Source organism: Thermostichus sp. MS-CIW-41 (assembly GCF_054058915.1).
Genome location: NZ_JBSSBO010000009.1, coordinates 58,256 through 83,961, shown reverse-complemented (window position 1 = coordinate 83,961; position 25,706 = coordinate 58,256). Strand labels below are relative to the sequence as shown.

The window sequence follows — 25,706 nt, the reverse complement described above, 5'->3', positions numbered from 1 at the left end:
AATTTTCTGCTTTGCTTTGGCTACCATGTTGGCAGACTCGAAAGTAAACAGAAAGATCAACTGGTAGTAATCCGTACTGAACATATTATACATTACTTTCAGTATAGTTGAGCTTATTATTGACTAGAGTCATGCTCTTCAAAGTTGGAAGCTGCCCAGGATGAGCCGTCCTAAGTCTTCTACGGGATCTGCTGCTAGGAAATCTGAGGGAACCGTTGCCCCTTCGCCAAACAAGTCCACCTTTGCGGCCAATCAAGAGCGAGCCAGGCAGTGGTTACAGCGGGTGCTGGCGGCTATGGGGATCCCAGCGGCGGTGCGGGTGGTGGGGGAGGTGCTGGAAATCGAGGCGTCTTCTTTGACCCCAGCTCAGAAGCAACTGCTGTTGGCGAAAGCCCCCCCCTTGCCCTCTCCATCTTCCAGAGATTCCCCTCAAGAGGAGGATCGCTCCCCCGTGGTGCTGGATGCGTTGCAGTACCTGGCCAACACCCTTCTCAACCTGAACCAGCCGGAAGACCAGCAGCAGCCCTACATTTTGGATTTGGACGGCTATCGGCAGCGGCGTTTGCAGGAGCTGAAGGTTTTGGTTGCCGCTGCTGTGGAAAAGGTGAGGGCCACTGGCCGGGAATACGAGTTTCCCGATCTCTCGGCTGCCGAGCGTCGGCAAATTCATACTCTCTTGAATGACCCTGCCTATGCCGATCTGGAAACTTTCAGCCGTGGCAAAGAGCCTGACCGGCGCTTGGTTATCCGTCGGGCAGCTTCCCCATCTTGAGAGTGGGCAGAGGGCTGGGAACAAGTTGGCCCTCTTGCTACGGTGACGACACGGATCCCGGCTATCCAAAACGTGCGAAAGGGGGCGCAATGTTAAGGCCAATTCGTCTATCCGATCTGCGGCAGATGCCGGATCAAACCCAAGAATTGCAGTTTAGGCAGTTTTTTTCGGGCTTTGAGAGCTTGACCCCTGTGGAGGGATCCCTGGAAGTCAGCCATCGGGGCCATTTTCTCGAAGTGAGTGCTGAAGCTCGTACCATTGTCACCCTCACCTGTCACCGCTGCCTCCAGCAGTTTAACCACCGGCTGCACCTGGAGGTTGAGGAGATCATCCTGATCCGGGATCCCGAACCTCTCCCCTTGGAGCTGGAATTGCAAGACGAAGAAGATCTGCTGGAGAGCCTGCCCCCCAATGGTGAGCTGGATGTCGAAGACTGGATGTACCAGCACCTGCATTTGGAGATGCCCCGCCAGTTGCCCTGCCGTCCCGATTGTCCGGGCATTGCGGTGGAAGCTACAGCACCAACGGCGGATCCCCGCTGGGCAGCCCTAGCTTCTCTCCTGGAAGACTCTCCCTAGCTTTTTTGATGTTGCGCCCACAAGTTCTCTGGCGTTTTGCTCGACCCCACACCGTCTACGGCACCAGCGCCAGCGTGGTGGGCCTCTACCTGTTGGCGGGGTTTGTGGCTGCCGGATCCCTGCAACCGGTTCTCTCGGCGCTGCCCCAGTTGGTCTGGGCTTGGGCGGCCTGTCTGGCGGCCAATGTCTACATCGTCGGCTTGAATCAACTGACGGATATTGAAATCGACCGCATCAACAAACCCCATTTGCCCTTGGCTGCTGGATCCCTGGGTTGGCGACAGGGGGTGGGGATCGTCGTGGGTTGTGGGGTGGCGTCCGTCCTACTGGCCATGGCCGGGATCCCCTACCTGCTGCTGACGGTGCTTTTGAGCAATGGGATCGGCACGGCCTATTCGCTGCCCCCCTTGCGGTTGAAGCGTTTTCCGCTGGCAGCCTCGGCTTGCATCTACAGCGTGCGCGGCTTGATCGTCAATTTGGGCCTTTACAGCCATTTTCAGCAGGTGATGCAGGGAAGGGTCGAGCTTTCAGCCCCGATTGTTTGGCTGACGGGGTTTATGTCGATTTTTGGGCTGGTGATCGCCCTTTTCAAAGATATTCCCGACATGGAAGGGGATCGCCAGTTTGCCATTGCCACCTTCTCGCTGCGCTTTGGGCCAGGGCGGATCTCAAGGTTTTGCATTAGCATTTTGGCCTTGTGCTATCTGGGATTTATCGGGGTGGGAATCTCCTTTCTCCTTGCGGGCAACGGCTTCTGGCTGTTGGTGGGCCATGTGTTGGGGCTGGGGATCCTCTTGGGCTATGGTGTCCATCTGGATCTCAGCCGTCGGGAGGCGATTGTTGGCTATTATCAACTGATCTGGAAGTTGTTTTACTTGGAGTATTTGCTTTACCCTTGGGCCTTTTTCTCTTTTTTCTAGAGCATTTTCCTGGAGGTAACGATCTCCCCAAACTCAGACAGGAAAAAATCTAGAGATACCGCCTCATTTGCACTCGAAAGCGGCCTTTTTTCGTTTCGGCTACCTCTTCGATTTGCAGCCGACCCCGACCGCGAATGGCAATCCAATCCTGAGGGCCAACGGTGTAGCTGGCTTGGGTAATGGGCTTCCAATTGACCCGCACTTCCCCCCGTTGGATTTCTTCCACCATTTTGCTGCGGGAGATGCCAAACCCAGCTGAGGCTACCGCATCCAGGCGCAAAGAGGCTTCCACGCTGGTGATGGATTTGACGCGGGGGGGTTGAATGTTCAACTGGCTCAGGGGGATCCGGCTCACTTTGACAGGCACTGTGCGCACCTGAGTCAGGTTTAGGGTGAGGTAGTCCACCATTTCGGGCACAACGATGGCCTGGGCGCCTGAGTCCCCCAACAGGAGGATGTCTCCCACTTTCTCGCGGGCGATGCCGGCTCCCAAAAGGGCTCCCAGAAAATCGCGGTGGGTGGCCGGGTCGAAGAGAAAGTTGCCTTGAATCTGAATGGCGGCCAATGGGATCCCTTCTTGGTCGGGCTTGGGATCCCGGACATCTAGGCCCACCTCAGAGCGAGCTAGGGCCAAGCGCTGGCGCTCTGCTTGAGGGTACCCTCCCCAAGCCCACACTTGTAGTTCGGTCAAGTTGCACAGCCGAGCTTGCACCTCTGCTATTTCCGGTGGCGAGAGGAAGTCGCTCCAGACCACTTGCCAGGTTTTGAGAGCTTGCTCTCCCAAATCCAAGACCCGTGCCAAGGTTTCTCGATACTCTGCCCCTTGCAACAAATCGGCTCTGGGTAGCATTTTGAGGCGCTTCGACCTTTGTAGTTCAGTCCCGTTTTTCCCATGCTAAGCTAGATAGCCGGAATCGCGGCGGGCGTAGCCAAGCGGTTAAGGCAGAGGATTGTGGATCCTCCATTCGTGGGTTCGAGTCCCATCGTCCGCCCTTGAGGGAAATCGCGAAAATCCAGTCAGGGCAAGGGCTGCAGAGGCCAGTCCATCTATCTAGACCCTGACAAACGAAAACAGACAACACCCTATCTGGACGCAAAAATCGTGAAGGTATTCGTCAAGGTGATCTGGAGCACCTGCCTCTCCCTCTCAAAACAAGCTCTGCTGTGGTCTTTCAGGTTAGGGTGAGCTTCTGGCCCCCTGCATTATTGCTCCGCAACGCCGACGCGAGCAACGTTTTGGGTGTGGGCACAGTATCCTAGTTTGAATCGAAATGACCATGACGCTCTGCTTGCGGATGGACTCACCAAATTTTCGGGCTGGAGGCCCGCACCATAGCCGCAGGCTTGGTGTCGGGAGGAAAGCCCGCCTGCTAGTCAAAGTCTGGATGAGCTACGATAGGCCCATGAGCCAGACTATATCGGTACGTTGCAAGCTGATAGTCCCTGTAGAGTTGCGTCAAGAGATTGACCGCACCTTGCAGAGATTTGCTGACGCTTGTAACCAGATCTTGGATACCGCCAAGCGCGAGAAGTGCTGGAACACCGCCAAGCTGCACCACTTGGTCTATCGACCGGTAAGAGCAGCAACGGGGCTGAAGGCCAACCACGTCTGTCAGGCGCTCCGTCGGGTGATTAGCAATGCCAAGGCGGTGAAGCAAGTCCACAAGTTTCGCCCCACCAGCCTGACCTTGGATGCGCGTACTTTTAGGTACCGAGAGTCTGAACAGACTGTTGGTGTGACTCTGTTGAGCGGGCGAGTCTGGCTCAAGCTCAAGATCGGTGGCTACCAGATAGCGCTTCTGCGAGGCCAGAAGCCAACAAGCGCAACCCTGTCTAAGACCAAGCAAGGGGACTACTACATCAACATTGCTGTTGAGCTGGATACTCCCCCAACCGGCAAGACTCCAAGGGTGATCGGAGTTGACTTGGGCAGGCGAGATATCGCCACCGCTAGCAACGGACGCTCTTGGAGTGGAGAGCACATCCAGGCCGTCCGTGACCGGTTCAGCCGTGTACGTGCCAGGGTTCAATCCAAACGCACTCGCAGCTCTAGGAGGCTGCTGAGAAGGCTCTCTGGGAGAGAACGACGCTACCAGACATGGCTGAACCATAACATCAGCAAAACCTTGGTCAGGGATGCCCAGGCTATTGGTGCGGCACTGGCTTTTGAAGACTTGACAGGCATCAGAGATTGCTTGAATCAGAAGCCTCGGAGCAAGACTGAGCGGCGCAGGACTAACAACTGGGCGTTCTACCAGCTCAGGATGTTTGTAGCCTACAAGGCTGCCATCGCTGGAGTACCTGTGGTGCTGGTGCCGCCTGCCTACACCAGTCAGACCTGCCACAAATGCCTGCACATCCACCCTGAGCGGGGTAAGTCCTACCGCAATGGTAAGTCGTTCAAGTGTGGACACTGCGGGTGGGAAGGGGATGCTGACCATAACGCTGCTCAAGTAATCTCTCTCCTTGGGGCGACTGTAAACTCGCCTGAAATTCCGAAACTTAGCTGCCCCCTGGGGCCGCTGGGGATTGGGATAAAGCCCGCACCCTGCGCATAGCGCGGGTGTCGGGTGGTTTACCAGGACTTTGTCCCGCTATCGCGAACACAGCTCAAGATTAGGGTTCCCACTTCGTCAATGACCCCCGTCCAATCGGCTTCGATCACCGCCGTTGCCTCCGGCATCTCGACAATTGCCGGCCCGCGCAGTTGAAACCCCACACCCATGCGCTGCCGATCGTAGACCGGCACCGAGCACATCCTGCCCCCAAACCATGCCTCTCGCCGACCCTTGAGGGGATCCCCTGGCAAGGGGGGGGGTGCGGTCAAAGGCACGGTGGGTAGGGCCTGCACCGCCTGTAGACGCAACTGAATTGTCTCCACCGGCTGGGCTGAATCTTGCCATCCATAGCGTTGTTGGTGGGCCTGGTGAAACTGCTGTTCCAGATGAGCAATCGGATCCGACAACCGCACTGGGATCCCCAACTCAAAAGACTGGCCGCGATAGCGCAAGTCCAAGCTGAAGTGCAGCGCCGGATCCTGCAGATCGGCTCTCGCCTGGCGGATCAGGGGTTCTGCCCATTGAGCCAGCAGGGATCCCCCTGAATCGGACGCAAGCTGCCGCAGAGGTTGGAGGATGGCCCGCCGATAGTCTCGCCGCAGATCTGCCAAAGCCATTCCCAGCGCCGAGAGCACCCCACAGGCAGCCGGGATCAAGATCGTGCGGATGCCCAGCTCTTCTGCCAAAGCACAGGCATGCATGGGCCCGGCTCCGCCGAAGGCCAACAGGGCAAAATCGGCGGGATCCAAACCCCGCTCCACGCTGATCACCCGCAAGGCCCGCGACATGGCGACATTCGCCAAGGTGCGAATGCCAACGGCAGTTTCCTGCAAGCTCAAGCCCAAGGGATCCGCCAGCGTGGCAATAGCCTGTTCCGCTAGCCCCCGCCGTAGCTGCACCGAGTTGCCCAGCCGCCCGCCATCCGGCAGGTACCCCAGCCAGAGGTTGGCATCGGTAACCGTCGGAGCTGTTCCCCCCCGACCGTAGCAGGCCGGCCCAGGGTTGGATCCGGCACTCTCTGGCCCCACCTGAAGCCCACCGCCGGGCAGCAAATGGGCCAGGGATCCGCCGCCGGCACTGACGGTGTGGATGTCAATTTGGGGCTGTTGCACGGGCAAGCCGCACACCACCGCTGCGGGAGTAACCTGGGGGATCCCATCTTGGATCAAGGCCACATCTGTGCTGGTTCCCCCCATATCGAAGCTGAGCAAGTGGGGGTAGCCACTCAGCCGACCCAGATAGGCCGCCCCGTAAACTCCGCCTGCCGGCCCTGAGAGCAAAGCCACCGAAGCATGGGCCGCCGCCTGAGGGATGGAGGTCACCCCGCCGGAAGACTGCATGATCAAGGGCTGGGGGATCCCTCGCTCCCGACATCCTTGGGCCAAGCGGTGCAGGTAGCCCGCCAGTGCCGGGCTGAGGTAGGCATCGATGGCGGTGGTGCTGAAGCGCTCGTATTCGCGGAACTCCGGCGCCACCTCGCAAGACAGGGAAAGATGTAGCTCCGGGAAAGCCTGTCGCAAGGCCATTCCCAGCCGCTGTTCGTGCTCCGGGTAGAGAAAAGAAAACAAAAACCCCACCCCAATAGCGCGGATCCCATCCCGCTGCACTCGTTCCCCCACCTCCTGCACCACCCGCCGGATTTCGGCATCGGTGAGCGGCTCCAACACTCCGCCCGCGCTGCAGCGCTCCTTCACCTCCAGGCAATGGTGGCGGGGCACCACTGGCTCCGGCTTGGGCTGTGTCAGGTCATACAGAGAGGGGCGGTTTTGACGGGCAATGGCCAGCACATCCCGAAAGCCCGCCGTGGTCAAAAACAGGGTGGGGGATCCCTTGCGCTCCAGCAGCGCGTTGGTGGCTACCGTCATGCCATGACAGAAGAGGTCAACCCAGAGCACCCCCAGCTTGTCCAGCGCCGCAAAGACCCCCTCCTCAGGGCTGGGGGTAGACAGCACCTTCGCCGTCTGCATCTGGCCATCCTGCAAGAGCACCAGATCAGTAAAGGTGCCCCCCACATCGATCCCCAGGCGGGCCAAGCTGCGGCTTGCTTCCGTCTGATCCAGATTGGCCGGATCGAGGTTGCTACCCAACGCTGATGCGACCATGGCTTCCATCGTGCATTTCTTTTGCCTTCTTCTGGGGCCAGCCCTTGGTCGGACTATGGCTATGACGCCTGGCTTTTGTAACGGCAGAGACGGGCTGACCGGCGCCCCTTCGTGTAGCGAGTGTAGCTCAGCAACTTCTGTCTTTTTTGGAGCATGACTCTAGTCAATAATAAGCTCAACTATACTGAAAATAATGTATAATATGTTCAGTACGGATTACTACCAGTTGATCTTTCTGTTTACTTTCGAGTCTGCCAACATGGTAGCCAAAGCAAAGCAGAAAATTGGTAGTAAGACGACACGGAAACTGCGCTTTGGGTATTCTACTCAAAGCTTTGCGGGATACCGCCATTCTGTTTGGACTCCGTCCCGCTAACGCGAATGGAAACAAACAGAATGCCATCGCTGCATAGTTGAACAGTGATGTTCAGCAGTGTTCAGCGTAAATGTATCAGTTTGGAATAGTCACCACCTCTAGCTCGGAAGTCCATCGTTGCCTTTCACCAGCCCTGCCCGAACGGCATCCAAGAACTGGCGGGCAGTGCGACCGGAAAAGCCGTTTTGCTGTTGGGCCCAGATTAAGGCCTGGCGGCGCAGGGCATCCAGAGATTGGGTGAAACCCAGCCGCTGGGCCAAGTGTTCTACGGTTGCCAGGTAATCTCCCTGGGTGAAGGGGGTGAAGGTGAGGGTGAGGCCGAAGCGATCCCGCAGCGACAGCTTTTCCTGGACCGTATCCCAGGCGTGGACTTCTTGATCTTGGGGATTGGGACGGTCGCCGAAAAACTCGCGGATGAGATGGCGGCGGTTGCTGGTGGCATAAAGGCGCACGTTGGGGGGCGGCGCAACGAGATCCCCCTCCAGGAGCACCTTGAGCTGCTTAAACTCGGTTTCCTCTGCCTCAAAGGAGAGATCGTCCACAAACAAGATGAAAGGCAACACCTGCGCCCGCAGCTCTGCCAAAATCTCCGGCAACTGAACCAAGTCAGTTCGTCGCAGCTCCAATAGGCGCAACCCCTGCGGGCCGTAGCGGCGCAACAACGCCTTCACCAGGGAAGACTTGCCCGTACCCCGCGCCCCGTAGAGCAACACATGCAAAGCCGGATCTCCCCGCAGCAGCGCTTCGGTGTTGGCCGCCAACTGCTGTTTCTGCCGTTCGTAGCCGTAGATCTCCTCCCAGTCAGACAGATCGGGAGCAGGGATCCCTTCTAGCCCTGCTGGCCCCCAGCGAAAGGCCCAGTAGCGACCACAGAGCCCTACCCCCCTTTGGCGGTAGTGGGCAATTAAGGTCTCCAAGCTCTGGCCCCAATCGGCAAAAGAGCGGGGATCCCAGCCAGCGCTATCGGTTTCCCCATCGGGCCAGGGGATCCCCAACCCCAACGCCTGCATCTGCTCGGCAATGGTCTCCTGACTGTCCGCTAGGGTTTGCAGACAGCGCAGGTCGTGGCGGGCAGCCTGCATCAGAGGCTCTGGGATCCCTTGGGATCGCAGCGCCGCGCGGGAAAAGGGGTTATCTGCCCAGCCAATCTCCCGGATCAGCCATTGCCGCCAGCTCAGGCCCTGCCGGGCCAACTGCTCAAACCAGCGCCCGTAGGCCGCCCAGCACGGCAAGGGATCCCCACTCATCAACTGCTGGATTAGCTCCTGCCAGGCTAGGGCTAGGGGGTGGGTGCAGATGTCCCGGAATACCAGCAGCTTGGCCGCTGCTTCTGCTGCTTCTTGGAGGGGGGTCATCGCTTGAAGCCGCTCTAACTTGGCGTTGCTTATCCGCTCCCTAGGGGAGGAGACTGGGGGTAGTTGCGTTAACAACACGGAGCGCTTGAGTTACCTGGCATTGTCCCGCCGGCCCAGTTCATAGAGGCCTCCGCCGACGCAGGCGATCAGGCCGCAGGAGACGGCCCAGCTTTTGCCCAAGGAGATCTCCGTCAGGGCTACCACCAAGCCTGCTGCCAGCAAAAAGGGAAGGGTGCTCAGCAAGGAAGCCAAAGCTCCACTGGGATCCCATAGCAATTGCTTTTCCCAGCTCTCCTGCAGCTTTTGATGCAGCGGCGAAAACCCCCACATTAGCCCTAAGCCCCACAGAGCCGTGGCGGCCCATAAAGAGGGGCGAAGCATCTCCCAGCCCACAAGTCCAACCCCAACGGGATCCACCGGTCAACTCCCAACCCTGCCTTTCTAGGCTAGCGGGATTGGGCCCAATCGGTGGCGGTAATGGTGGTGCCAGGAAATTGAATGGGGTTGCCCAAGCTCTGGATTTGGGCCTGGAGAGCCGGCAACAGCCGCAAATCCAAAAGCGGCTCCTCCACGATCTCCGCCGGGATCAGATCCCGCTCCAGGGCAAAGTGGGCCGTGTGGCCGGCGGCGGTGCCAATGGCCCATTCCACCGGATGCACCCGGTAGGAGGCACTGGCAATGCGGCTGGTGGCGATATTTTTGTTGCCGGCTAGCAGATTGTCAATGCGCTGGGGGATCAGAGCCCGCAGGGGGATCTGGTAAGGGTAGCTGGGGGCCTGCGCGTCTTTGTTGTTGCTGGGGGGCAGGGAAAAACCCGGCAGCAGGCAGTCGTGAAAGTCGATGGGGTACTGGCCCACCCCCACCGAGTCGTAGAAGATGAAGGGCCGCCCGCGGTTTAGCTCCGATTCCCGTGTGGTGATGTCCGACTCGTAGATGGTAAATCCTTCTGGGTAGGAGAGGCTGGGCCGACCAATGATGCGCCGCGACTCGCGGATATAAGGGTACTTGGAGAGGCCGCTGGCAGTTCCCATGGGGGTATTGGGCCCCCGTAGGTAGGCATAGCGCAAGTAGAAGTCTTTTTGAAAGTTGGGATCCTCCTGTTGCAGGAGAAAATCCGTCCTTCCCGCCACCAGCCAGTAGAAAAAGCCCTTAGCATGCTGCTCAGCTCGCCGCAGGGCTTCCACCCGCAGGCCCCCCATCCAGCCGCCCGGCTGCAGTTGGCCTGAAGCCTGCAACTGCTCGTGGGTGAGGATGAAATTCTTATCCGGCCCTGTGATGCGCCAGTCGTTGCCCCAAGTCCAGTTCTGCATGGATTGATCCCCCACCCGAATGGCCTCTTCCCCAAAGCCGAACACCTGCCCCCGGATGCGGCGGTAGGTGAAGATCAGCGCAAAGTTGAAGCGAGGGTGTTCGTAACTGTAGTAGGGGCCGTGCAGGGGATCGTTGTAGAACTCCGGCTTGACCGGCACCTGCGGCACGGGGAAGCGCTCCATGACAAAGGTGTAGGTGAAGCCCTGGGTACAGTAGGGATCCACATAGGGCTTGGAGCTGGGTTCCCAGCGGCTTTGGCCATCAGTTCCCAGGCGGTAGGGCACCCGCGCCAAGGGCAGCAGCTCGCCGGTTTCAGTAGCGTCGATCACCACCCAGGGCAGGGTTTTGTCTTGGCGTTCTGGCGGCGGCTCAAAGCGCAGGATCTCCTTGTCCCAGTCCTCGGTGGGTTCTAGACGATAAAAATCGAGAAAGTAGCTGGAGAGATCCCCTCGATTCTCTGGCTGGACGCTGGCGTGTTTGGGGATGTTGCGGATGGCCTGCACGCTGCGGATTTGGTAATCCGCAATCTCCAAGTCTTTGACCACCGTCTCCGTAAATAGCCGCAACTGCCCCGACTGCAGATAGGGATCCAACATCTCCCGAATCACCTGGTGGCCCACCTGAGGGGAAAAGCAGAGCACGCTCACCCAGCATTTGCCCGGATTGGGATCCCCGCCGTATTTTTCCCGTACCCGCCGGCGAAACTCGCTGTAGCCTTTGGGGAAGATGTCATTTTCTCGTTGCAGGGGTCGCTCGTCCAAAGCGGAGACTCCCTGGGCGCTCACCTGCCCCCCGATCCAATCGGTGATCTCCGTCATGCACACCTGCCGGCCCAGTTGCAGCGCGTCATAGGCCGCCGCCACCCCCCCCAGCCCACCCCCGGCAATGAAGATCTCACAGGGGATGCGGGTTTCCGGCAAGGGCTGGGCCAGAGCCGCTCCGGCGCCCAGGATCCCTGCTCCCAAGGCTACCCTGCTCCACCCCGGAAGGTTGACCTGAAGTTTCATCGAATGAGCCTCTCCCCACCCACGCTCTGGCTTAGCCTTTTGGACTTTCCGGCAACCTCTATCATGGGAGAAAGCCTTGGGGATGCTCATGCCGGATTCCACCTTTGTCATCACCACCCCCATCTACTACGTCAACGCCGCTCCCCACATCGGCAGCGCCTACACCACCCTGGTGGCGGATGCCATTGCCCGTTACCATCGCCTGCGGGGCAAGGATGTGCTGATGGTGACGGGAACCGACGAGCACGGCCAGAAGATCCAGCGCACCGCCGAAGAGCGCGGCATTCCCCCTCAGCAGCACTGTGACGAGATTGCGGCTCAGTTTGCCCAGCTTTGGCAGTTGCTAGACATCCGCTACGACCGCTTTATCCGCACCACCAACCCTCGCCACAAAGCCATTGTGCGGGAGTTTTTTCAGCGGGTTTGGGATCAGGGGGATATTTTCGTTGGGCGGCAGCAGGGGTGGTACTGCGTTGCCTGCGAAGAGTTCAAAGACGAGGCCGAGCTGCTGGAGGGAGGATTTTGCCCCCTGCACCCCACCAAGAAGGTGGAGTGGAAAGACGAGGAAAACTACTTCTTTCGCCTCTCCCGCTACCAAGAAAAGCTGGAGGCCCTCTATGCCGAGCAGCCGGAGTTTATCCAACCAGAAAGCCGCCGCAATGAGGTGATTAACTTTGTCAAGCAGGGCCTGCGGGATTTTTCCATTTCTCGCCCCAGCGTCTCCTGGGGGATCCCTTTTCCGGCAGATCCCGGCCAAACCCTTTATGTTTGGTTTGATGCCCTGATCAACTACATCAGTGCTGCTTTGGATCCTGACGACGAGCCCACCTTGGCAAATGCCCTACGCCGCTACTGGCCTGCGGATGTGCACCTGGTGGGCAAGGATATTGTCCGCTTCCACGCCATTTACTGGCCGGCCATGCTCATGTCCGCAGGTCTGCCCCTGCCCAAGCAGGTGTTTGGCCACGGCTTTCTCACCAAGGATGGCCTCAAGATGAGCAAAAGCCTGGGGAACACAGTGGATCCCTTTGAGCTGGTGCAGCAATACGGCGCCGATGCCGTGCGCTACTACTTCCTGACGGAAATCGAGCTGGGCAAGGATGGCGATTTTAGCGAGGGCCGCTTTATTGACGTGCTCAACGCCGATCTGGCCAACGACCTGGGCAACTTGCTCAACCGCACCCTCAACATGCTCAGGAAATATCAATCCGACTACCGCGTTCCCGCCGTCGGGATCCCTGCAGATCACCCCCTCAAAACCCTGGCCGAGCGCCTTGCCCCGGCAGTGGCCGACGCCTACGAGCGGCTGGATCCCAGCTCTGCTGCCCGCAAAGCTCTCAGCTTAGCCCAGGCCAGCAACAAATACCTTGATGAGCAGGCCCCTTGGACGCTGCACAAACAAGGGCAGGGGGAACGGGTGGCCCAGATCCTCTATGCCGTTCTGGAAAGCGTGCGCTGGGTGGCAGTGCTGCTCTCGCCCCTCATTCCCGCTCTCAGCCTCAAGATCCTGCAGCAACTGGGGTTCTCCCTCGCCGACACCCTGCAACTGCGCTGGGATCCCGATGCGACTTGGGGCCAGCTTCCCCCCGGGCAAGAGCCCCAGCTTCCTACGCCTGTCTTTCAGAAGATCCTGAGGAACGCCTAGGGATTGGCGATGTCCGGTCGGGAAGATTGGGCAGCGGCTTGGGATCCCTCTGGTGTGGCTCCGCCGGCAAAAGGGCGGTCACCTCCCAGGGGAAGTGTTGATGAAGCAGCGGAGAAAGAACGGTTGGATGGGTCGGATGGGCGCAGCCGCGGGTTGTGAATCGCGCCAGTGGTGGGGGGCACTTCGCCGGACAGCGTCTGCCAGGCTGCCCGTACCCCTGCCCAAAAGCTGCGGATATTGACTTGGGCGCCCTGGGCTTGGGTGCGTGCTCCTTCGATGGAGCGGTTGACCTGCTTCACCACTTGCCCAGCCCCTTTCACCCCTTCGTCGAGGCTGTCGGCAATCTCGCTCACTTCCAGGCTGGTCAGGCGCAGGGCCTCCAGCGTGGGCGGCAATTCCCGCAGCAGCGTGTCGAAAAAGCGCTCCACGCTCTGGGCAGCTCGACCCAGTTGAATGACGGCAGGTAGTAGGGTCAGGATCACTGCCAAAATGCCCACTGCTACCAGGCCTACCGAGAGGCCGAGCCAAAAGACCGGGTCGTTCATCCCGCCGCCTCCTCCCCATCCCGAGCTTCTAGGTCAGCTTCTTCCCCGCCAAAGGGACGCGAGTTCTGGGCTTGGAGCAGCTCCCTTCGCTTCTGCAACATGGCTTCTTTGCCCACCGCCACTGCCTGCTGCAGCCGCAGCAGAGCCTCATCCAAACTGCGTTGAGCAGCGTCGAACAACTTTTCCGATTGATATTGCAGACTGCTGGTCACATCTTCTGCCACCTCTGGCAGGGCCTCTGCCGATTTCTTCAGCAGTCGCCGCGTCTCCCGTCCGCTGCGGGGAGCCAAGAGCAGGCCAATGGCGGTGCCCACAGCAGTTCCCAGCAACAGCCCACCGATAAACGCACCAGTCCGGTTTTCAGCCATGCTTTGCCAGAGTTGAGTTGGATACGGGTGGCCCCGAAACCAGACTACCTTAAGATCTCGCGGGAAGATCTCGCGGGATCGGCGGGCTTGCCGCGCGCCGGGTCAACTGTTCCTAGAGAATCCGCAGGGGATCCACATCTATGCTGACGCGGATCCCTTGGGGGAGATGGCCAATGGCGGCCTGGATCTGCGCAGCCAGCTTCGGGCGATCCCAATCTTGGTCGGGCAGTTGCTTCAGCAGGATCTGCCAGCGGTAGCGTCCGGCAACCCGCTCCACCTGGGCCGGCCCCGGCCCCAACACCTCTGCCGGGATCCCCTGTAGGCGTTCGGCCACCCGATGGCAATAACGCTCCAGGGCTTCCAGGCGGGTGCTGCTCAAGCGGATCAAAATCAAAGCTCGGTGGGGAGGATAGCCCCCCTCTCGCCGTTGTTGCAGTTCTGCCTGCAAGAAGCCCTCGTAATTTTGGGCCAGTACCGCCCTCAAAATCGGGTGCTCCGGCAGATAGGTCTGGATAATCGCCTGTCCCGGCAGGGATCCCCGGCCCGAGCGCCCTGCCACCTGGGTGAGCAGTTGAAAGCTGCGCTCGCCGGCGCGATAGTCGGCTTGGTGCAACAGCCCATCGGCGGCCATCACGCCCACCAAGGTTACCTGGGGTATGTCCAGCCCTTTGGTGAGCATTTGCGTGCCCACCAGCACCTGGGCCTTGCCGCTGCGAAACTGCTCCAGCAACTCTCGATGGGATCCCTTGCGGCGGGTGGCGTCGCTGTCGTAGCGCAAAATCGAGAGCTGGGGCCAATGCTGGTGCAGCACTTCCACCACTTTTTGGGTGCCGGTGCCGAAGTGCTTCAGGTAGGGGGATCCACAGGCGGGGCAGCGCTGCGGATGGGGTTGGCGGGCGCCGCAGTAGTGGCAGCGCAGTTCCTGCCCGCCGAGATGGGCCAGATGAAAGGTGAGAGAAACATCACAATGCTCGCAGGTGAGGACAAACCCGCAGCTACGGCACAAGACGAAGGTGCTGTGGCCGCGGCGGGGGACAAAGAGAATGGCCTGTTCCCCTCTGTCCAGCGTCTGCTGCAGGGCCTGGTGTAGACGGCGGCTGAGGATGCTGCGGTTGCCGGCTTGGAGCTCCTGGCGCATGTCCACCAGCTCCAGTTGGGGCAGGGTGGCCGGGATCCCAGCTTGGGGGATGCGCTGCGGCAGGGCCAGCCGGATCCACCGCTGCGGATCCTGCAGATGGGCGGCATAGGTTTCCACCGCTGGGGTTGCACTGCCCAGGACCAGGGGACAACCGGCCAGCTCGGCCCGCCACTCGGCCACCTGACGGGCGTGGTAGCAGGGCTGGGGCTGATCCTGCTTGAAGCTGTCGTCGTGCTCTTCGTCCAAGACGATCAGGCCCAGCTTGGACAAGGGGGCAAACACCGCCGAGCGGGTGCCGATCACCACTTGGGGGGTGGAGGACAGCATCTGCCGCCAGGTGTCGTAGCGCTCGCCTTCCGAGAGGCCGCTGTGGTAGGCCCACACCTGGGATCCCAGCCGCGCCCGAAACCGATCCATCAGTTGCGGGGTAAGGCCGATCTCGGGCACCAGCACCAGCGCCGACCGTCCTTGCTGCAGCACCTGGGCGATCACCTGCAGGTACACTTCCGTTTTCCCAGAACCGGTGACCCCGTGCAGTAAAAACCGCTGGAACCGGCCCAAAGCTTGCCGGATCGCCTCTACCGCCTGGGCCTGGGCGGCCGTCAAGGGCCTGGGCGGATCCCGCCACCCCGGCAGGCTGGCATCTCCCAGCCGCAGCAGCGGTCGTTCGTAGAGATGGACACGGCCCTTGCGGGCCAGCCCCTGCAACACGGCTCGGCTCACCCCGGCCAGGCGCTCCCACTCGGTGAGCAGCAGCTCTCCCCCCTTCTGCTTGAGAATCTGCAGCGCCTTCTGCTGAGGGAGGCTCAGCCCCTCTGGAGAGTCGTCGGCCAGACTGGCGGCCAGTTGGGTCCTCACCCTGCCCCCCTGTTGCTCCTGCCAAAAGCTCTCCACCCAACCCCGTCGCTGCAGTTCCCGCAGGGCGAGGGCGGCAGTGGGCACCTGCTGTTGCACATAGCGCCAAGACAGCTCTCCCCCTTTGGCCTGAAGCAGCTGCAGCAGGGTTTGGGCAGCCGGCGAACATTCCTCCCCTTCGGCAGGGAGCCTGAGCAAGCGGACACGCCGCTGAGAACGGCTGAGCAAGCCGGGGGGCAATACCGTGCGCACCACCTGGGCCAGAGGGGTGAGGTAATAGTCGGCCACCCGCTGCAGCAGGGGCCAGAATTCTTTGGGCAGGATCCCTTTGGCCACCACCGCCTCGATCTCCCGCACCGACTGCGGATCCACCCCTGCCGGCAGCTCGGAGCGCCAACCCAAGGCCACTGCCCCCGCCATTTGCTGACCAAAGGGTACGCTGAGCAGGTCGCCCGCTTCTGGCGCGGATCCCTCTGGCACACGATAGGTAAAGCAACCCCCCAAATGGGGATGATCCACCCACACTTCCAGCCAGCGGGGAGGAACAGTCTGCAACACGGGATCCCTCACGGACGGGGCAGAAACCTCGGCAGATCGACCGCCCGCTTGCTTGCCCGAGACGGTAGAGGTTGGGCCAGGGGCTGAATTGTAGGCTTGGCAGCAGGGGTTGGAGACAGAGCCTGGCCAAGGGACTCTGTTCGCGTGAGGGCGCTGGAGGTATCGGCCCGAGGTGGGACATCCAAGCCTTTGCGTTCCAAAGCCGCCTTCAAGCTCAGCACATGCATCTGCTGCTGCTCGTATTTTTCTCGGAGAGAGCGGTTTTCTTCCCACAGGGCAGCACGCTCCCCTTGCAGGGCTTTGATCTGCTCTGCTTGCTTCTCCAGTTGCGTGGACAAGGTTGCAATTTCTTCTTGCAGATGGAGAATGGTTGCCTGCGCAGAGCGCAACTGTGGCTGCCAGTCGGGTTGGGCGGCCAACTGCTCCAAGGCAGCCTGCAACTGCCGCTCCATGGCGGAGAGATGCTGCTGGGCTTGGGCGTACTGTTCCTGCAGATGGCGGTGCTCTTGCTGCCAACGGGTAACTTCCGCCTGGGCTTGAGAGAGGGCCACTTGCAGCGCTTCGGCCTGGGCCTGCCACTGCTGTTGAAGCTGTTGCTGCGCCAGGGATCCCTGGCGCAGATGCTCCTGCTGAGCTTGCAAAGCCGCCAATTGAGCTTGGGCTTCGGCCAGGGCTGCTTCTAGCTCTTGCCGTTGTTCCCGCCAGCGCTGCTCGGCCTCGGCTTCTGTCTCGGCATAGCCTGCCAAACGGGCCTCGAGGTGTTCCCGTTGCTCCTGCCAGGCTGCCTGTTGGTCGCTGTACAAAGCTCGCAGGCTGCTCAGCTCCGCCTGAGTTTCGGCAATTTGAGTGCGGGCCAGAGAAAGCTCTGCCTTAAAGCGTTGCAGCATTTCCACCCGCTTTTCCGCCACATCCTGGGCTTCCAGCAGAGAGGCCTGCAGCTCCTGCTGGCGCTGTTCCCATTGACGGCGCTCCTGAGCGTGGGCCAAGCGTAGCTGCTCAATCTGCTCCTGCAGGGCCTCGATATCCTGCCGCTGCCGTTCATTTAAGCGTTGCCGAGCAGCAAGCTGAGCTTCCTGATCCGAGATCTGGACTTTCTGAGCCGCCAAAGTCTGCTGCAACTGTTGCAAGAGATGCTCCCGCTCCTGCAGCGCCTTCTCTTGTTCGGCCACCTTCTGGTGCAAAGCCTGCAGTTGTTCCTGAAGAACTCGCCGCTCTTGGAGCTCGGCTTCGGCTTTGAGCAGACGGCTCTCCAAGGGCTGTTGCTGCCTCAGGGCCAAATGGCGCTCCGTGCTGGGATCCGGCTCGGATGCTGAACAGCCCGCATGAGTCTCTGAAAGGATGGGATCCGAGTCACCTGAAGAGGGAGCACGCATAGATTGAAGGAGAGATGAAGAAGCGGGAGCAAATGATAAAGTTCCCTGCAGTATAGAGAGATTTTTGGGCGGGTTCAAGCCAGAAGGGTGATCTTGTAAAATCTCCTGCTGCTCCGCACGGCGCGGAGTGCTATCGGCCTGTTTTGGCCGCGCTCTTGCTTCTGAGGTTCCCAAATCCCCGGACTGGGCAGAAGGGCTTGGCTTACTTTTTTTCGGCCGCGAGGCCCGATCCCGACCGGAAGAGGTCTCCCCTTGCTTGGGCGTGCTCTGAGAGTCTGCCACCTTGCCCCCTTTCATCGCCCACAACACCCACCCCCGCCATCACGGACAGATGGCCCCACCATTCTAAACTGAGTCTAAATCTAAATCGACTCGGTCTCAATCCAAGCGTCTCTGCTGAGTGTAGAGGAGTCCCGCCCGTGCTCGGAGCTCCTGGCAGACGCAGGTCGGCTTCATCGTTGCAGGGGCAAATGCGAGGACTCGCTTCCACTGGCCCGAACAGGGCAGCCAGCGAGCCTGCGGAAAACCGTCTTATCTTTGTCCTTCATTTTGCGATACTGCTAGGGGTGATGTTGAGAATGACCGCACGATGGCGATGCAAAATGGAGCCAGGGATCCGCTTCAACTTCCTCAACGGCAGACAAACTCGGCGGGATCCCAGTTGTGCCTTGCCTGTTCTGCTCCCTGTGGCCTACTGTTGAGCCTGCTCTGGGTTGTCCCTGCTCTTGCTCAGCCGGAATCTCCCAGCTCCGCTGCCTCTGCTCTGCCCAACAGCCGCGAAATCCTCACCCCCCCACCCCCCCCCACCCTATCGATTCCCTCCAACCCTGCTGACTCCACCCCTGCGGCTGACCTGACTCTAAAGGGGGCTTTGACGGCTGAAGAATTGGTGGTGCCCCAATCCCCCTTGCAGGTGCGCATCGAGCGAAGGGAGGGCTTGTCTTTGGAAGAAGCTCTGGAGATCGCCGTTGCCCAGAACCCGGCTGTGCAGCAGGCCAGACTGACTGTCGAGCGGGCCGAGGCCGGGGTAGCTCTAGCTCAAGCTGCCTTTGCTCCCACCCTCTCCAGCCGTGCCAACTACCAGTACAGTGAGGCTCCCTCTCCTGGTGGTGGGCCAAGGCGCGAATCCCACACCCTCTCGGCCAGTGTGGTGCGGGTGGAGTATACCGCCTTTGACAGTGGCCTCAGGGAGCAAAACCTGAAGCTGGCCCAAGAAGCGCTGCGCATCGCCCAACTGCAACTGGAGCAAACGCTGCAGACGGTCAAACAAGCTGTGGCCAACGCCTACTACGATCTGCAAAGCGCGGACGCCAGGGTCGCCATCAGCCAAGCTGCCGTTGAAAGCTCTGAAGCTACTCTGCGGGATGCTCAAGCTCGAGAACGGGCCGGGCTGGGTACCCGCTTTGAGATTCTCCAGGCAGAGACGGAATTGGCCAACAATCGACAAACCTTGCTGGCGGCTCAAAACACCCAGCAACTGAATCGCCGCCGCCTGGCCGAACTGCTGAATTTCCCCAGCCCCACCGACGTGTTGGCCAGCGACCGCATTGAGCCGATGGGGGAGTGGGATCTCAGCCTGGAAGAGACCATCATTGCTGCCTTTGCCCAACGACAGGAATTGGAGCGCCGGCGCCGAGAATTGGAGCAGGCCCAAAGCCGCCTGCGCCTGGCACAAGCCCGCAATGGCCCCCGAATTGGCTTGTTCGCCAGCCTCGATGCCGTTAACGATTTCAACGCCAGCCGCAACAGTTTTGATGTTGGCTATTCGGTGGGAGCCAATTTCAGCTTGACTTGGTTCGATGGAGGAGAAGCGGCTGCCCAAGCCCGCCAAGCCCAGATCGATGGACAGGTGGCCGTGAGCAACTTCGTCGGCACCCGCAATGAAATCCAGCGGGGGGTGGAAGAAGCCTTCCTGACCCTCAGCTCCAGCCGCGAACAGATCGACTCGGCCAAAGTGGCAATTGCCTCAGCAGAAGAGAGCCTGCGCTTGGCCCGGCTGCGCCTGCAAGCGGGGGTGGGCACCCAAACGGAGGTGATCAATGCTGAAGCTGCCCTCACCACTGCCCGTGGCAACCTTTCCAATGCTGTAATCGCCTACAATCGCGCCCTGGTACAACTGAAACGGGCCATTGGCAGCCTTTGACTTGAGCCTTTCTCCCTCACTCCCAGCCCTTCTTCCAAAAGGAGAGGGGTGCTATGGATACCGCGACGAAACAGTTCTATTCCAACTTGAGCTGTTGTGACATACTCCCGCACTCATGCTGACGCAAAGCGCTCCGCGCCGCTAGCGCGAAAAGGACATTTAGCTCCATCTGCAGATCCCGCGCCGGGACAGGGTCAGCTTCCAGTCTTGCTGCCCATCTCGGCAGCTTGGATCAAGGCCCTGGCTCGCTGTTGATCCAACTTGGCTTGCAAGCGCTCTTGCTTGTCGCTGCTGGTATTCAAAACTTTGCTGGCTTCGTCCAAGAGGGCCTGAGCCGCTGCCTTATCCACTTTTTCACCCCGCTCTGCTCGGTTGACCAGGACGGTTACCTCGTTGTTTTCGACTTCTGCAAATCCGCCCATGACCGCAATGGCCAACCACTTTCCATCGGCTTTGACCCGCATAACGCCATTGCCGATGGCGGTCAAGAGGGGGGCGTGCCCGGTGAGAATGCCCAATTGGCCCGAAGTAGCAGGGAGGATCACTTCCTCGCTGGGGGCATCCCAAACCGTGCGGTCGGGGGTAATCACACGAACCATCAGCGTCACGACAGATCTCCTGAGGGCTTGAACACTTTCGCGTCGGCGGTGCGGAGCACCCTGGTTTCGATCCTACCGGATCCAGATCCCTGCAGCTTTGCCGGGTTCTCCTTTTGTCTCTTCTCTCGAGGCAGCCACACTTAACCTGTGCATAACTTTGCCTTTACCTCAGGCTGGAAGGCAAGCGCTAAGGTGTTGTCGGGAACACTTATCTGATACATTTACGCTGAACACTGCTGAACATCACTGTTCAACTATGCAGCGATAGCATTCTGTTTGTTTCCAACCAGAATGGCGGTATCCCGCAAAGCTTTGAGTAGAATACCCAAAGCGCAGTTTCCGTGTCGTCTTACTACCAATTTTCTGCTTTGCTTTGGCTACCATGTTGGCAGACTCGAAAGTAAACAGAAAGATCAACTGGTAGTAATCCGTACTGAACATATTATACATTCATTATTTTCAGTATAGTTGAGCTTATTATTGACTAGAGTCATGCTCTCACCCCCACCTCAGCATTGACGGCCAGACCATTGCTGTTGGTTTGTAGAAGGGAGCCCAACGACCGGTGCGCCCAGTTTCCCTAGCGGAGCCAGCTTATGCCTGAAGCAATGCCTAGCCATTTTGCTGCCGGCCTGTCCACACGGGAGCGCCAGCTGCTGGAAGACCTCTACCGAAGCCGCAGTTTATCTCCCTACACTCCTGGCCAGGTTATCCCTCTGTTTCCTGAGGAATGGGTGATCGTCTGTCGGGGCGTGGTACAGTTGACCACCCTCTATCCCAATGGCGGTGAGGCGTTGTTGGGGTTTGCCGGCCCCTCCATGCCCCTGGGATCCCCTCTGACGATGCTGGATCCCTACCAAGCTAAGGCTTTGACGGCAGTTGATGTGCTGCGGCTGCCGGCAGCAGAGGTGGAAGCCTCAGAGATCCTGAGTCAAGGGCTGCTCAAGCAGGTGGTGCGTCGGCTGCGCCAAACCGAAGCATTGCTCGCCTTGGCCGGACGGCGGCGGGTAGAGGATCGGCTGCGCCAGTTGCTCTCCCTTTTGGCTGTGGAGCTGGGATCCCCGGTTGCAACAGGGGTGCGCCTGCAAGTGCGCCTTACCCACCAGGACTTGGCCAATGCCATCGGCACTACCCGGGTCACCATTACCCGTCTCCTAAACCGCTTTCGCCAGCAGGGCTGGGTTGCGGTGGACAAAAACCGGCACCTTGTCATCAAACTCGCCCACGCTCCGTAAAACCTTTAGAAACTGAGCAGGATCTGCTCCTAGGGCATGGCTGAAAGCTGGCAGTTTTTGGCTCGTAGTTAACTGCTGGGAGATGGAGCTGACGGGAGTCGAACCCGTGTCCGAGATGGGTACTGAGGGATCACTCATTCACAGGTTTAGCCTCTTTGACCCTCGAGGCGGGGATCGCCGTTTGGATCCCGGCGATGGGAGTTCTCCGCCTAATCTTAGGCTCTCCCTCGACGGAGCCGGAGTAGAGAGCTGCACCCGTTGGGGTTGTGATCCGCCCACTTAACGGGGTCGTGAGCAGATCCTCGAGCTCAGAGTAAGTTTTCGGTTACTGAGCCTTAGGCAGCCAAAGCAGCTGCTTTACGAGCAAAGGGTACGACGTTGTTCGCACGTACTGTTTTGAGCCTGGTGGTAACGGGATAAGCTCAATCCCGACCTGCCTCATGAACCCATGTTCGCCACCCCGTCGAAACCGTTACAGCCCCAGGGTTGACTTGAGTCCAGCATAGCAAGATTTTTGGGGATACGGCCAGAACCTTTGCGAATGTGACAGAAGCTTTGCTAATATGAAGAAGCTGCAAACTTGGGTCGGTAGCTCAGCGGTAGAGCACTCGGCTTTTAACCGATTGGCCCAGGGTTCGAATCCCTGCCGACCCATGTCAGTCTTCTTCTTCCAAAATGCGAGGCACCTTGAAGAACATGTCAGCTCGATCAGGGGCGTTGGCCAGGATCCCTTCGATATCCGGGTAGGGCTCGACTTCATCGGGGCGGGTGGGCAGTTCCATGTCCAGGACGTGAAAGGTGGGCTCTACCCCCTCCGTGTCCAGCTCCTTCAGTTGCTCCACATAGGCCAAGATGTCTGCTAGCTGCTCTGTGAACTGGATCTCTTCCTCCTCGGTCAGCTCCAGACGAGCCAAGTGAGCAACATGTTGGACTTCTTCCCGTTTCAGCATCCTCTCCTCCGGCTCCCAGATTATCGACTTGACTTAGCCCAGGGTAGCCGAGATCAACCGTTCGCGTTAACGGAACGGAGTCCTTCTGCAGGAAAGCTCAGTACACCTCCAGGTTGGCGCGCCCGGTGGTTTTCAGCCAGTTTTGGGCCTCGATGTAGTTGTTGGGGGCAATGCGAATGGCCCGAATCCAGTACTGGGCAGCCTCGTTGAACAGGGCCTCTGCTGTTTCCTCATCCCCGGCTTGCAGGCTCAGCTCGCCCTTGTGGTGCAGCAATACGGCAATGTTGTTCAGGGCAGAGCAAAGTCTTGGGTTTAACTCCAGAGCTTGGTGGTAGTGGTCGAGGGCTTTGTCAAGCTCGCCGTTGCTCTGGTAGATCAGGCCCATGTTGTAGAGAATGTAGCTGCGGTCTTCTTCCCCTTGCTCGAGGGCGAGGGCTTCTCTGTAGTTTTCTAGGGCCTCGGCGTATTCTCCTTCGCTCTGAGCGGCCATGCCATCCCGGTAGTAGGCAAAGGCTTTCTTTTCCTCGGAACTCACCCCTGGCAGCAGTTTCAGAATTAGATCGGCCATGACGGTGAAGGTCTTGTCAATGAAGTTGTCGTTCTTCATGCTGCGCGGCATGGCTGACCCCTTTTAAGTTTAGGACTAAGGATCTCTACTCTTGCGTTGTATCACGCCCAAGGCGGGATCCGAAACACAACCCCGTACTGCCCGCCCCACCTCTGGTGAGGTTTTTGCTATGCCTGCGGGAGGGGAACTGCAACGCTGCTGCAACGAGGCTGCGAACGGCTTGGCCAAGGAACTTCCGAGCCTGTTAAGACCGTGTCGAGGAGCGCTTGCTCAGGCGCACAGGATGCCACTGCACGGTTTCGCCGGGGGAAACTTCGATCTCACAGGCGGTGTCGATCAGCCGCTGTGCCTGCGCTTGAGGGGTGGGATAGCGGGCCAGATCTGCATCCACCAGGTGGGGATGCTCCTGCAACAGCCGCACGAGAAACTCCTGCAATTCCTCAGGGCTGAGAAATTGCTCCGGCAAGCCCGGTATCAGCAGCACATAGTGGTTGGCAGCACGCAACAGTTCCGGTTCAGAGTCTGACATGGTGTGGGGTTGGGCGTCTTTTTTCCATCATGAACCAACGGGTTGCGCCTCTCTTGATATCCTGAAAAAGACTTTCCTTGCTCTTGTCCTCCGTCTTGTTGGCGTTTGAGATTTGCTTTCCCTATGGCCAAGCCGCGCACCCTCTCCGGCATTCAGCCCTCTGGCGAACTGCATTTGGGCAACTACTTGGGGGCAATTAAAAACTGGGTGGCCGAGCAGGAGCACTACGAGAACTTTTTTTGCATCGTCGATCAACACGCCATCACCGTCCCTCAGGATCCCAAGCTGCTGAGGGAGCGAACCCGTTCGCTGTTTGCCCTTTATTTGGCCTGCGGTCTCAGCCTGGAGCATTGTGTGCTGTTCGTCCAGTCCCACGTGCCTGCCCATACGGAGCTGGCCTGGCTGTTCAACACCATCACCCCCATGAACTGGGCGGAGCGCATGATCCAATACAAGGAGAAGAAAGAAAAACAGGGAGAGGAGACCAGCGTTGGCTTGTTCAGCTACCCGATTTTGCAGGCGGCGGATATTTTGCTCTACCAACCCAAGTATGTGCCAGTGGGGGAGGATCAGCGGCAGCATATTGAGCTGTGTCGGGATATTGCCCGCCGCTTCAATGACCGTTTTGGAGAGGTGTTTCTGATCCCGGAGGCCCTGATTCGTCCGGAGGGGGCGCGGGTAATGAGCTTGACCGATGGTACGCGCAAGATGTCCAAGTCGGATCCCTCGGATTTCAGCCGTATTCATCTGCTGGATGACCCAGATACCATCCGCAAGAAGATCCAAAAATGCAAGACCGATCCCATTCGGGGCATTGCCTTTGACGATCCGGCTCGTCCCGAAGCCCACAATTTGTTGACGATTTACATGCTCACCTCCGGCAAAAGCAAGGAGGTGGTGGCGGCTGAGTGTGCCGAGATGGGGTGGGGGCAGTTCAAGCCCCTCCTTGCCGACAGCATCATCGCTGCCCTGGAGCCCATTCAGCAGCGCTACCGGGAACTGTGGAGCAACCCCGACCACCTGCTCGTTCTGATACGGGAGAATGCCGCTAAGGCCCGTGCCATCGCCGAGCAAACGCTAAAAACGGTGAGAGAGGCTATGGGGTTCTTACCCCCCTGAGGGATCCCTGCCCAAGCTTTGATGGGATCAGTCGGGGTTGCCATCGCGGATCTCGACGGTGCTCAAGGCGCTCACCAGCCAGTCTAAACCCAGCTCTGAGAGGATCCCTTTCCAGCCCAGGCGCAGGCGCTCCTGCCATTCTTGCCGGTGGTTAATCAAGTACACACAGACCAGAGTGATGCCCACTCCCAGCCATTGCAGCCGCGTCAGCGATTCCCCCAGAAAGGTGCTGCCAAACAGCAGGGCAAAGATGGGGGTGAGGAAGGTCAGGGAACTGAACTCGGTGAGGTTTTCCTGAGAGGCGAAATAGAAGAAGAGGGCATAGGCCAAGGCGCTCCCCATCACCGAAGCGTAGAGAAGGCCCAGCCAGTGGGTTCCGCTCAGGTGTTGCCATTGCTGAGTCTCCGTCAGTCCCGACAGCAGGATCAAGGGCAGGCTGCCCAACACCATGTGCCAGCCCGTCGCCAGCACCGGATCCGCCACCTCCGCCACCTTGGGCATCATCACGGTGCCGATGGCCATCGACAGGGAGGCCATCAACATCCAAACGACGCCGGCCCCCAACTGCAGGGATCCCCCACCGGATAGGCCGATGAGGCCAATGCCGAAAACTCCCAGCCCCAGGCTCAGCCAGCCCAGGGATCCCATCCGCTCGCGGTAAAACCAGGTGGCCATCAAAGCCACCGCCAGCGGCTGCGAGTCAATGAGCACGGATCCCAGGCCTGCCCCTGTCTCTTTCAGCCCTTGGGCCAAAAATCCCTGAAAACAAGTGCCGTCCACCAGCGCAAACGCCAACACCCATAGCCAGCCGCGCAGCCCTCTGGGATGCCAGGCGTGAGAGGCCGCAGAGCCCCGCCCCTGCCAGAGCCGAAAGGCCAGAACCAGGATCCCTGCCGGCAGCAACCGCAGAATGGCAATAAAGAGGGGGGTGGTCTCGGAGAGGGCGTCTCGCATCACCACCATTGCTGAGCCCCACAGGAAAAAGGGGGCAATCATCAGGAGGCGTTGCCAGATAGGCTGAAAGAACAGGTCAGACTGAGCCATAGGTGCTTCAAACTTGGAGACGGAAGTTAACCCCATGTTAAGCGCTGGGGCAGCTCAG

The 25,706-nt window shown here is 59.5% G+C and carries 22 protein-coding genes, 2 tRNA genes, 1 other RNA gene and 1 pseudogene; 10 read left to right on the top strand and 16 right to left on the bottom strand.

What is annotated here, in order from left to right:
* The first annotated feature begins 160 nt into the window (after window positions 1–160).
* The 3 genes from ACVWXE_RS04620 (at window position 161) to ACVWXE_RS04610 (ending at window position 2,270) form a co-directional block, all read left to right on the top strand.
* Window positions 161–772, top strand: coding sequence for a Jag family protein (locus ACVWXE_RS04620; protein ID WP_457410771.1), 612 nt, complete (start codon window positions 161–163; stop codon window positions 770–772).
* A gap of 89 nt (window positions 773–861) precedes the next feature.
* Window positions 862–1,350 carry a YceD family protein gene (locus ACVWXE_RS04615; protein WP_011433815.1) on the top strand — a complete coding sequence of 163 codons (489 nt, stop codon included), beginning with the start codon at window positions 862–864 and terminating at the stop codon, window positions 1,348–1,350.
* Between the two features lie 8 nt (window positions 1,351–1,358).
* Window positions 1,359–2,270: a homogentisate phytyltransferase gene (locus ACVWXE_RS04610; protein WP_457489701.1), complete on the top strand. Its 912-nt coding sequence runs from the start codon at window positions 1,359–1,361 to the stop codon at window positions 2,268–2,270.
* A gap of 49 nt (window positions 2,271–2,319) precedes the next feature.
* Here the strand turns inward: ACVWXE_RS04610 and ACVWXE_RS04605 are convergent, their stop codons facing one another.
* Entirely contained in the window at window positions 2,320–3,120 is an 801-nt protein-coding gene (locus tag ACVWXE_RS04605) for a photosystem II S4 domain protein (protein WP_457489700.1), read from the bottom strand.
* 69 nt (window positions 3,121–3,189) lie between these two features.
* On the opposite strand from ACVWXE_RS04605, the gene ACVWXE_RS04600 reads away from it, so the two are divergent.
* Window positions 3,190–3,262: transfer RNA gene (locus ACVWXE_RS04600), tRNA-His, on the top strand.
* Between the two features lie 411 nt (window positions 3,263–3,673).
* Window positions 3,674–4,828, top strand: coding sequence for an RNA-guided endonuclease InsQ/TnpB family protein (locus tag ACVWXE_RS04595; RefSeq protein ID WP_457489699.1), 1,155 nt, complete (start codon window positions 3,674–3,676; stop codon window positions 4,826–4,828).
* 17 nt (window positions 4,829–4,845) lie between these two features.
* On the opposite strand, the gene ACVWXE_RS04590 is transcribed toward ACVWXE_RS04595, so the two are convergent.
* The 4 genes from ACVWXE_RS04590 to ACVWXE_RS04575 all read right to left on the bottom strand — a co-directional run bounded on the left by ACVWXE_RS04590 (window position 4,846) and on the right by ACVWXE_RS04575 (window position 10,979).
* Window positions 4,846–6,930, bottom strand: coding sequence for a hydantoinase/oxoprolinase family protein (locus tag ACVWXE_RS04590; protein ID WP_457489698.1), 2,085 nt, complete (start codon window positions 6,928–6,930; stop codon window positions 4,846–4,848).
* A 474-nt stretch (window positions 6,931–7,404) separates the two neighbouring features.
* Window positions 7,405–8,661: an ATP-binding protein gene (locus ACVWXE_RS04585; RefSeq protein WP_457489697.1), complete on the bottom strand. Its 1,257-nt coding sequence runs from the start codon at window positions 8,659–8,661 to the stop codon at window positions 7,405–7,407.
* A 90-nt stretch (window positions 8,662–8,751) separates the two neighbouring features.
* Window positions 8,752–9,042 (bottom strand): hypothetical protein, encoded by a 291-nt coding sequence (locus ACVWXE_RS04580; RefSeq protein WP_011433810.1) that lies wholly within the window; start codon window positions 9,040–9,042, stop codon window positions 8,752–8,754.
* Between the two features lie 65 nt (window positions 9,043–9,107).
* A complete protein-coding gene (locus ACVWXE_RS04575; protein WP_457489696.1) occupies window positions 9,108–10,979 on the bottom strand; it encodes an FAD-dependent oxidoreductase in 1,872 nt (623 codons plus the stop codon).
* Between the two features lie 88 nt (window positions 10,980–11,067).
* On the opposite strand from ACVWXE_RS04575, the gene metG reads away from it, so the two are divergent.
* Complete coding sequence (metG, locus tag ACVWXE_RS04570; protein WP_457489695.1) at window positions 11,068–12,624, top strand: methionine--tRNA ligase; 1,557 nt, start codon at window positions 11,068–11,070, stop codon at window positions 12,622–12,624.
* Here the strand turns inward: metG and ACVWXE_RS04565 are convergent.
* The 4 genes from ACVWXE_RS04565 to ACVWXE_RS04550 form a co-directional block, all read right to left on the bottom strand.
* Window positions 12,621–13,169 carry a hypothetical protein gene (locus ACVWXE_RS04565; RefSeq protein WP_011433807.1) on the bottom strand — a complete coding sequence of 183 codons (549 nt, stop codon included), beginning with the start codon at window positions 13,167–13,169 and terminating at the stop codon, window positions 12,621–12,623. The two genes, metG and ACVWXE_RS04565, sit on opposite strands and share 4 nt — an antisense overlap.
* Window positions 13,166–13,537 (bottom strand): YtxH domain-containing protein, encoded by a 372-nt coding sequence (locus ACVWXE_RS04560; protein ID WP_011433806.1) that lies wholly within the window; start codon window positions 13,535–13,537, stop codon window positions 13,166–13,168. The genes ACVWXE_RS04565 and ACVWXE_RS04560 overlap by 4 nt, the downstream gene beginning before the upstream one ends.
* A 112-nt stretch (window positions 13,538–13,649) precedes the next feature.
* Entirely contained in the window at window positions 13,650–16,088 is a 2,439-nt protein-coding gene (gene priA, locus ACVWXE_RS04555; protein ID WP_457489694.1) for a primosomal protein N', read from the bottom strand.
* 8 nt (window positions 16,089–16,096) lie between these two features.
* Window positions 16,097–17,461: a coiled-coil domain-containing protein gene (locus ACVWXE_RS04550; protein WP_414342953.1), complete on the bottom strand. Its 1,365-nt coding sequence runs from the start codon at window positions 17,459–17,461 to the stop codon at window positions 16,097–16,099.
* 589 nt (window positions 17,462–18,050) lie between these two features.
* On the opposite strand from ACVWXE_RS04550, the gene ACVWXE_RS04545 reads away from it, so the two are divergent.
* Window positions 18,051–19,604 (top strand): TolC family protein, encoded by a 1,554-nt coding sequence (locus tag ACVWXE_RS04545; protein ID WP_457489693.1) that lies wholly within the window; start codon window positions 18,051–18,053, stop codon window positions 19,602–19,604.
* Between the two features lie 194 nt (window positions 19,605–19,798).
* Here the strand turns inward: ACVWXE_RS04545 and atpC are convergent, their stop codons facing one another.
* Window positions 19,799–20,212 carry an ATP synthase F1 subunit epsilon gene (gene atpC / locus ACVWXE_RS04540; RefSeq protein ID WP_011433800.1) on the bottom strand — a complete coding sequence of 138 codons (414 nt, stop codon included), beginning with the start codon at window positions 20,210–20,212 and terminating at the stop codon, window positions 19,799–19,801.
* A 245-nt stretch (window positions 20,213–20,457) separates the two neighbouring features.
* A pseudogene (locus ACVWXE_RS04535) lies at window positions 20,458–20,641 on the bottom strand (hypothetical protein); the annotation flags it as partial.
* A 158-nt stretch (window positions 20,642–20,799) separates the two neighbouring features.
* On the opposite strand from ACVWXE_RS04535, the gene ACVWXE_RS04530 reads away from it, so the two are divergent.
* Entirely contained in the window at window positions 20,800–21,438 is a 639-nt protein-coding gene (locus ACVWXE_RS04530) for a Crp/Fnr family transcriptional regulator (RefSeq protein ID WP_011433798.1), read from the top strand.
* 80 nt (window positions 21,439–21,518) lie between these two features.
* Here the strand turns inward: ACVWXE_RS04530 and ssrA are convergent.
* Window positions 21,519–21,920: a transfer-messenger RNA gene (gene ssrA / locus ACVWXE_RS04525) on the bottom strand.
* 100 nt (window positions 21,921–22,020) lie between these two features.
* On the opposite strand from ssrA, the gene ACVWXE_RS04520 reads away from it, so the two are divergent.
* Window positions 22,021–22,092: transfer RNA gene (locus ACVWXE_RS04520), tRNA-Lys, on the top strand.
* A 2-nt stretch (window positions 22,093–22,094) separates the two neighbouring features.
* On the opposite strand, the gene gatC is transcribed toward ACVWXE_RS04520, so the two are convergent.
* The 3 genes from gatC to ACVWXE_RS04505 form a co-directional block, all read right to left on the bottom strand.
* A complete protein-coding gene (gene gatC, locus ACVWXE_RS04515; RefSeq protein ID WP_414400282.1) occupies window positions 22,095–22,388 on the bottom strand; it encodes an Asp-tRNA(Asn)/Glu-tRNA(Gln) amidotransferase subunit GatC in 294 nt (97 codons plus the stop codon).
* Window positions 22,389–22,485: 97 nt separating this feature from the next.
* Window positions 22,486–23,007 (bottom strand): photosystem I assembly protein Ycf3, encoded by a 522-nt coding sequence (locus ACVWXE_RS04510; protein ID WP_414350803.1) that lies wholly within the window; start codon window positions 23,005–23,007, stop codon window positions 22,486–22,488.
* Window positions 23,008–23,200: 193 nt separating this feature from the next.
* The gene (locus ACVWXE_RS04505; protein WP_414375195.1) at window positions 23,201–23,485 is read right to left on the bottom strand and encodes a chlororespiratory reduction protein 7; all 285 of its coding nucleotides are present in this window, start codon (window positions 23,483–23,485) and stop codon (window positions 23,201–23,203) included.
* 123 nt (window positions 23,486–23,608) lie between these two features.
* Here ACVWXE_RS04505 and trpS point away from each other — a divergent pair, with 123 nt between their 5' ends.
* Window positions 23,609–24,604, top strand: a complete 996-nt coding sequence (trpS, locus tag ACVWXE_RS04500; protein ID WP_011433794.1) for a tryptophan--tRNA ligase — start codon at window positions 23,609–23,611, stop codon at window positions 24,602–24,604.
* Window positions 24,605–24,631: 27 nt separating this feature from the next.
* On the opposite strand, the gene ACVWXE_RS04495 is transcribed toward trpS, so the two are convergent.
* Window positions 24,632–25,648, bottom strand: a complete 1,017-nt coding sequence (locus ACVWXE_RS04495) for a DMT family transporter (RefSeq protein ID WP_049749592.1) — start codon at window positions 25,646–25,648, stop codon at window positions 24,632–24,634.
* Window positions 25,649–25,706 lie beyond the last annotated feature (58 nt).

Coding starts and splice junctions, on each gene's coding strand:
- ACVWXE_RS04620 (WP_457410771.1), top strand. CDS start 161: ATGAGCCGTCCTAAGTCTTCTACGGGATCTGCTGCTAGGAAATCTGAG.
- ACVWXE_RS04615 (WP_011433815.1), top strand. CDS start 862: ATGTTAAGGCCAATTCGTCTATCCGATCTGCGGCAGATGCCGGATCAA.
- ACVWXE_RS04610 (WP_457489701.1), top strand. CDS start 1,359: ATGTTGCGCCCACAAGTTCTCTGGCGTTTTGCTCGACCCCACACCGTC.
- ACVWXE_RS04605 (WP_457489700.1), bottom strand. CDS start 3,120: ATGCTACCCAGAGCCGATTTGTTGCAAGGGGCAGAGTATCGAGAAACC.
- ACVWXE_RS04595 (WP_457489699.1), top strand. CDS start 3,674: ATGAGCCAGACTATATCGGTACGTTGCAAGCTGATAGTCCCTGTAGAG.
- ACVWXE_RS04590 (WP_457489698.1), bottom strand. CDS start 6,930: ATGGTCGCATCAGCGTTGGGTAGCAACCTCGATCCGGCCAATCTGGAT.
- ACVWXE_RS04585 (WP_457489697.1), bottom strand. CDS start 8,661: ATGACCCCCCTCCAAGAAGCAGCAGAAGCAGCGGCCAAGCTGCTGGTA.
- ACVWXE_RS04580 (WP_011433810.1), bottom strand. CDS start 9,042: ATGCTTCGCCCCTCTTTATGGGCCGCCACGGCTCTGTGGGGCTTAGGG.
- ACVWXE_RS04575 (WP_457489696.1), bottom strand. CDS start 10,979: ATGAAACTTCAGGTCAACCTTCCGGGGTGGAGCAGGGTAGCCTTGGGA.
- metG (WP_457489695.1), top strand. CDS start 11,068: ATGCCGGATTCCACCTTTGTCATCACCACCCCCATCTACTACGTCAAC.
- ACVWXE_RS04565 (WP_011433807.1), bottom strand. CDS start 13,169: ATGAACGACCCGGTCTTTTGGCTCGGCCTCTCGGTAGGCCTGGTAGCA.
- ACVWXE_RS04560 (WP_011433806.1), bottom strand. CDS start 13,537: ATGGCTGAAAACCGGACTGGTGCGTTTATCGGTGGGCTGTTGCTGGGA.
- ACVWXE_RS04550 (WP_414342953.1), bottom strand. CDS start 17,461: ATGCGTGCTCCCTCTTCAGGTGACTCGGATCCCATCCTTTCAGAGACT.
- ACVWXE_RS04545 (WP_457489693.1), top strand. CDS start 18,051: ATGGCGATGCAAAATGGAGCCAGGGATCCGCTTCAACTTCCTCAACGG.
- ACVWXE_RS04530 (WP_011433798.1), top strand. CDS start 20,800: ATGCCTGAAGCAATGCCTAGCCATTTTGCTGCCGGCCTGTCCACACGG.
- gatC (WP_414400282.1), bottom strand. CDS start 22,388: ATGCTGAAACGGGAAGAAGTCCAACATGTTGCTCACTTGGCTCGTCTG.
- ACVWXE_RS04510 (WP_414350803.1), bottom strand. CDS start 23,007: ATGCCGCGCAGCATGAAGAACGACAACTTCATTGACAAGACCTTCACC.
- ACVWXE_RS04505 (WP_414375195.1), bottom strand. CDS start 23,485: ATGTCAGACTCTGAACCGGAACTGTTGCGTGCTGCCAACCACTATGTG.
- trpS (WP_011433794.1), top strand. CDS start 23,609: ATGGCCAAGCCGCGCACCCTCTCCGGCATTCAGCCCTCTGGCGAACTG.
- ACVWXE_RS04495 (WP_049749592.1), bottom strand. CDS start 25,648: ATGGCTCAGTCTGACCTGTTCTTTCAGCCTATCTGGCAACGCCTCCTG.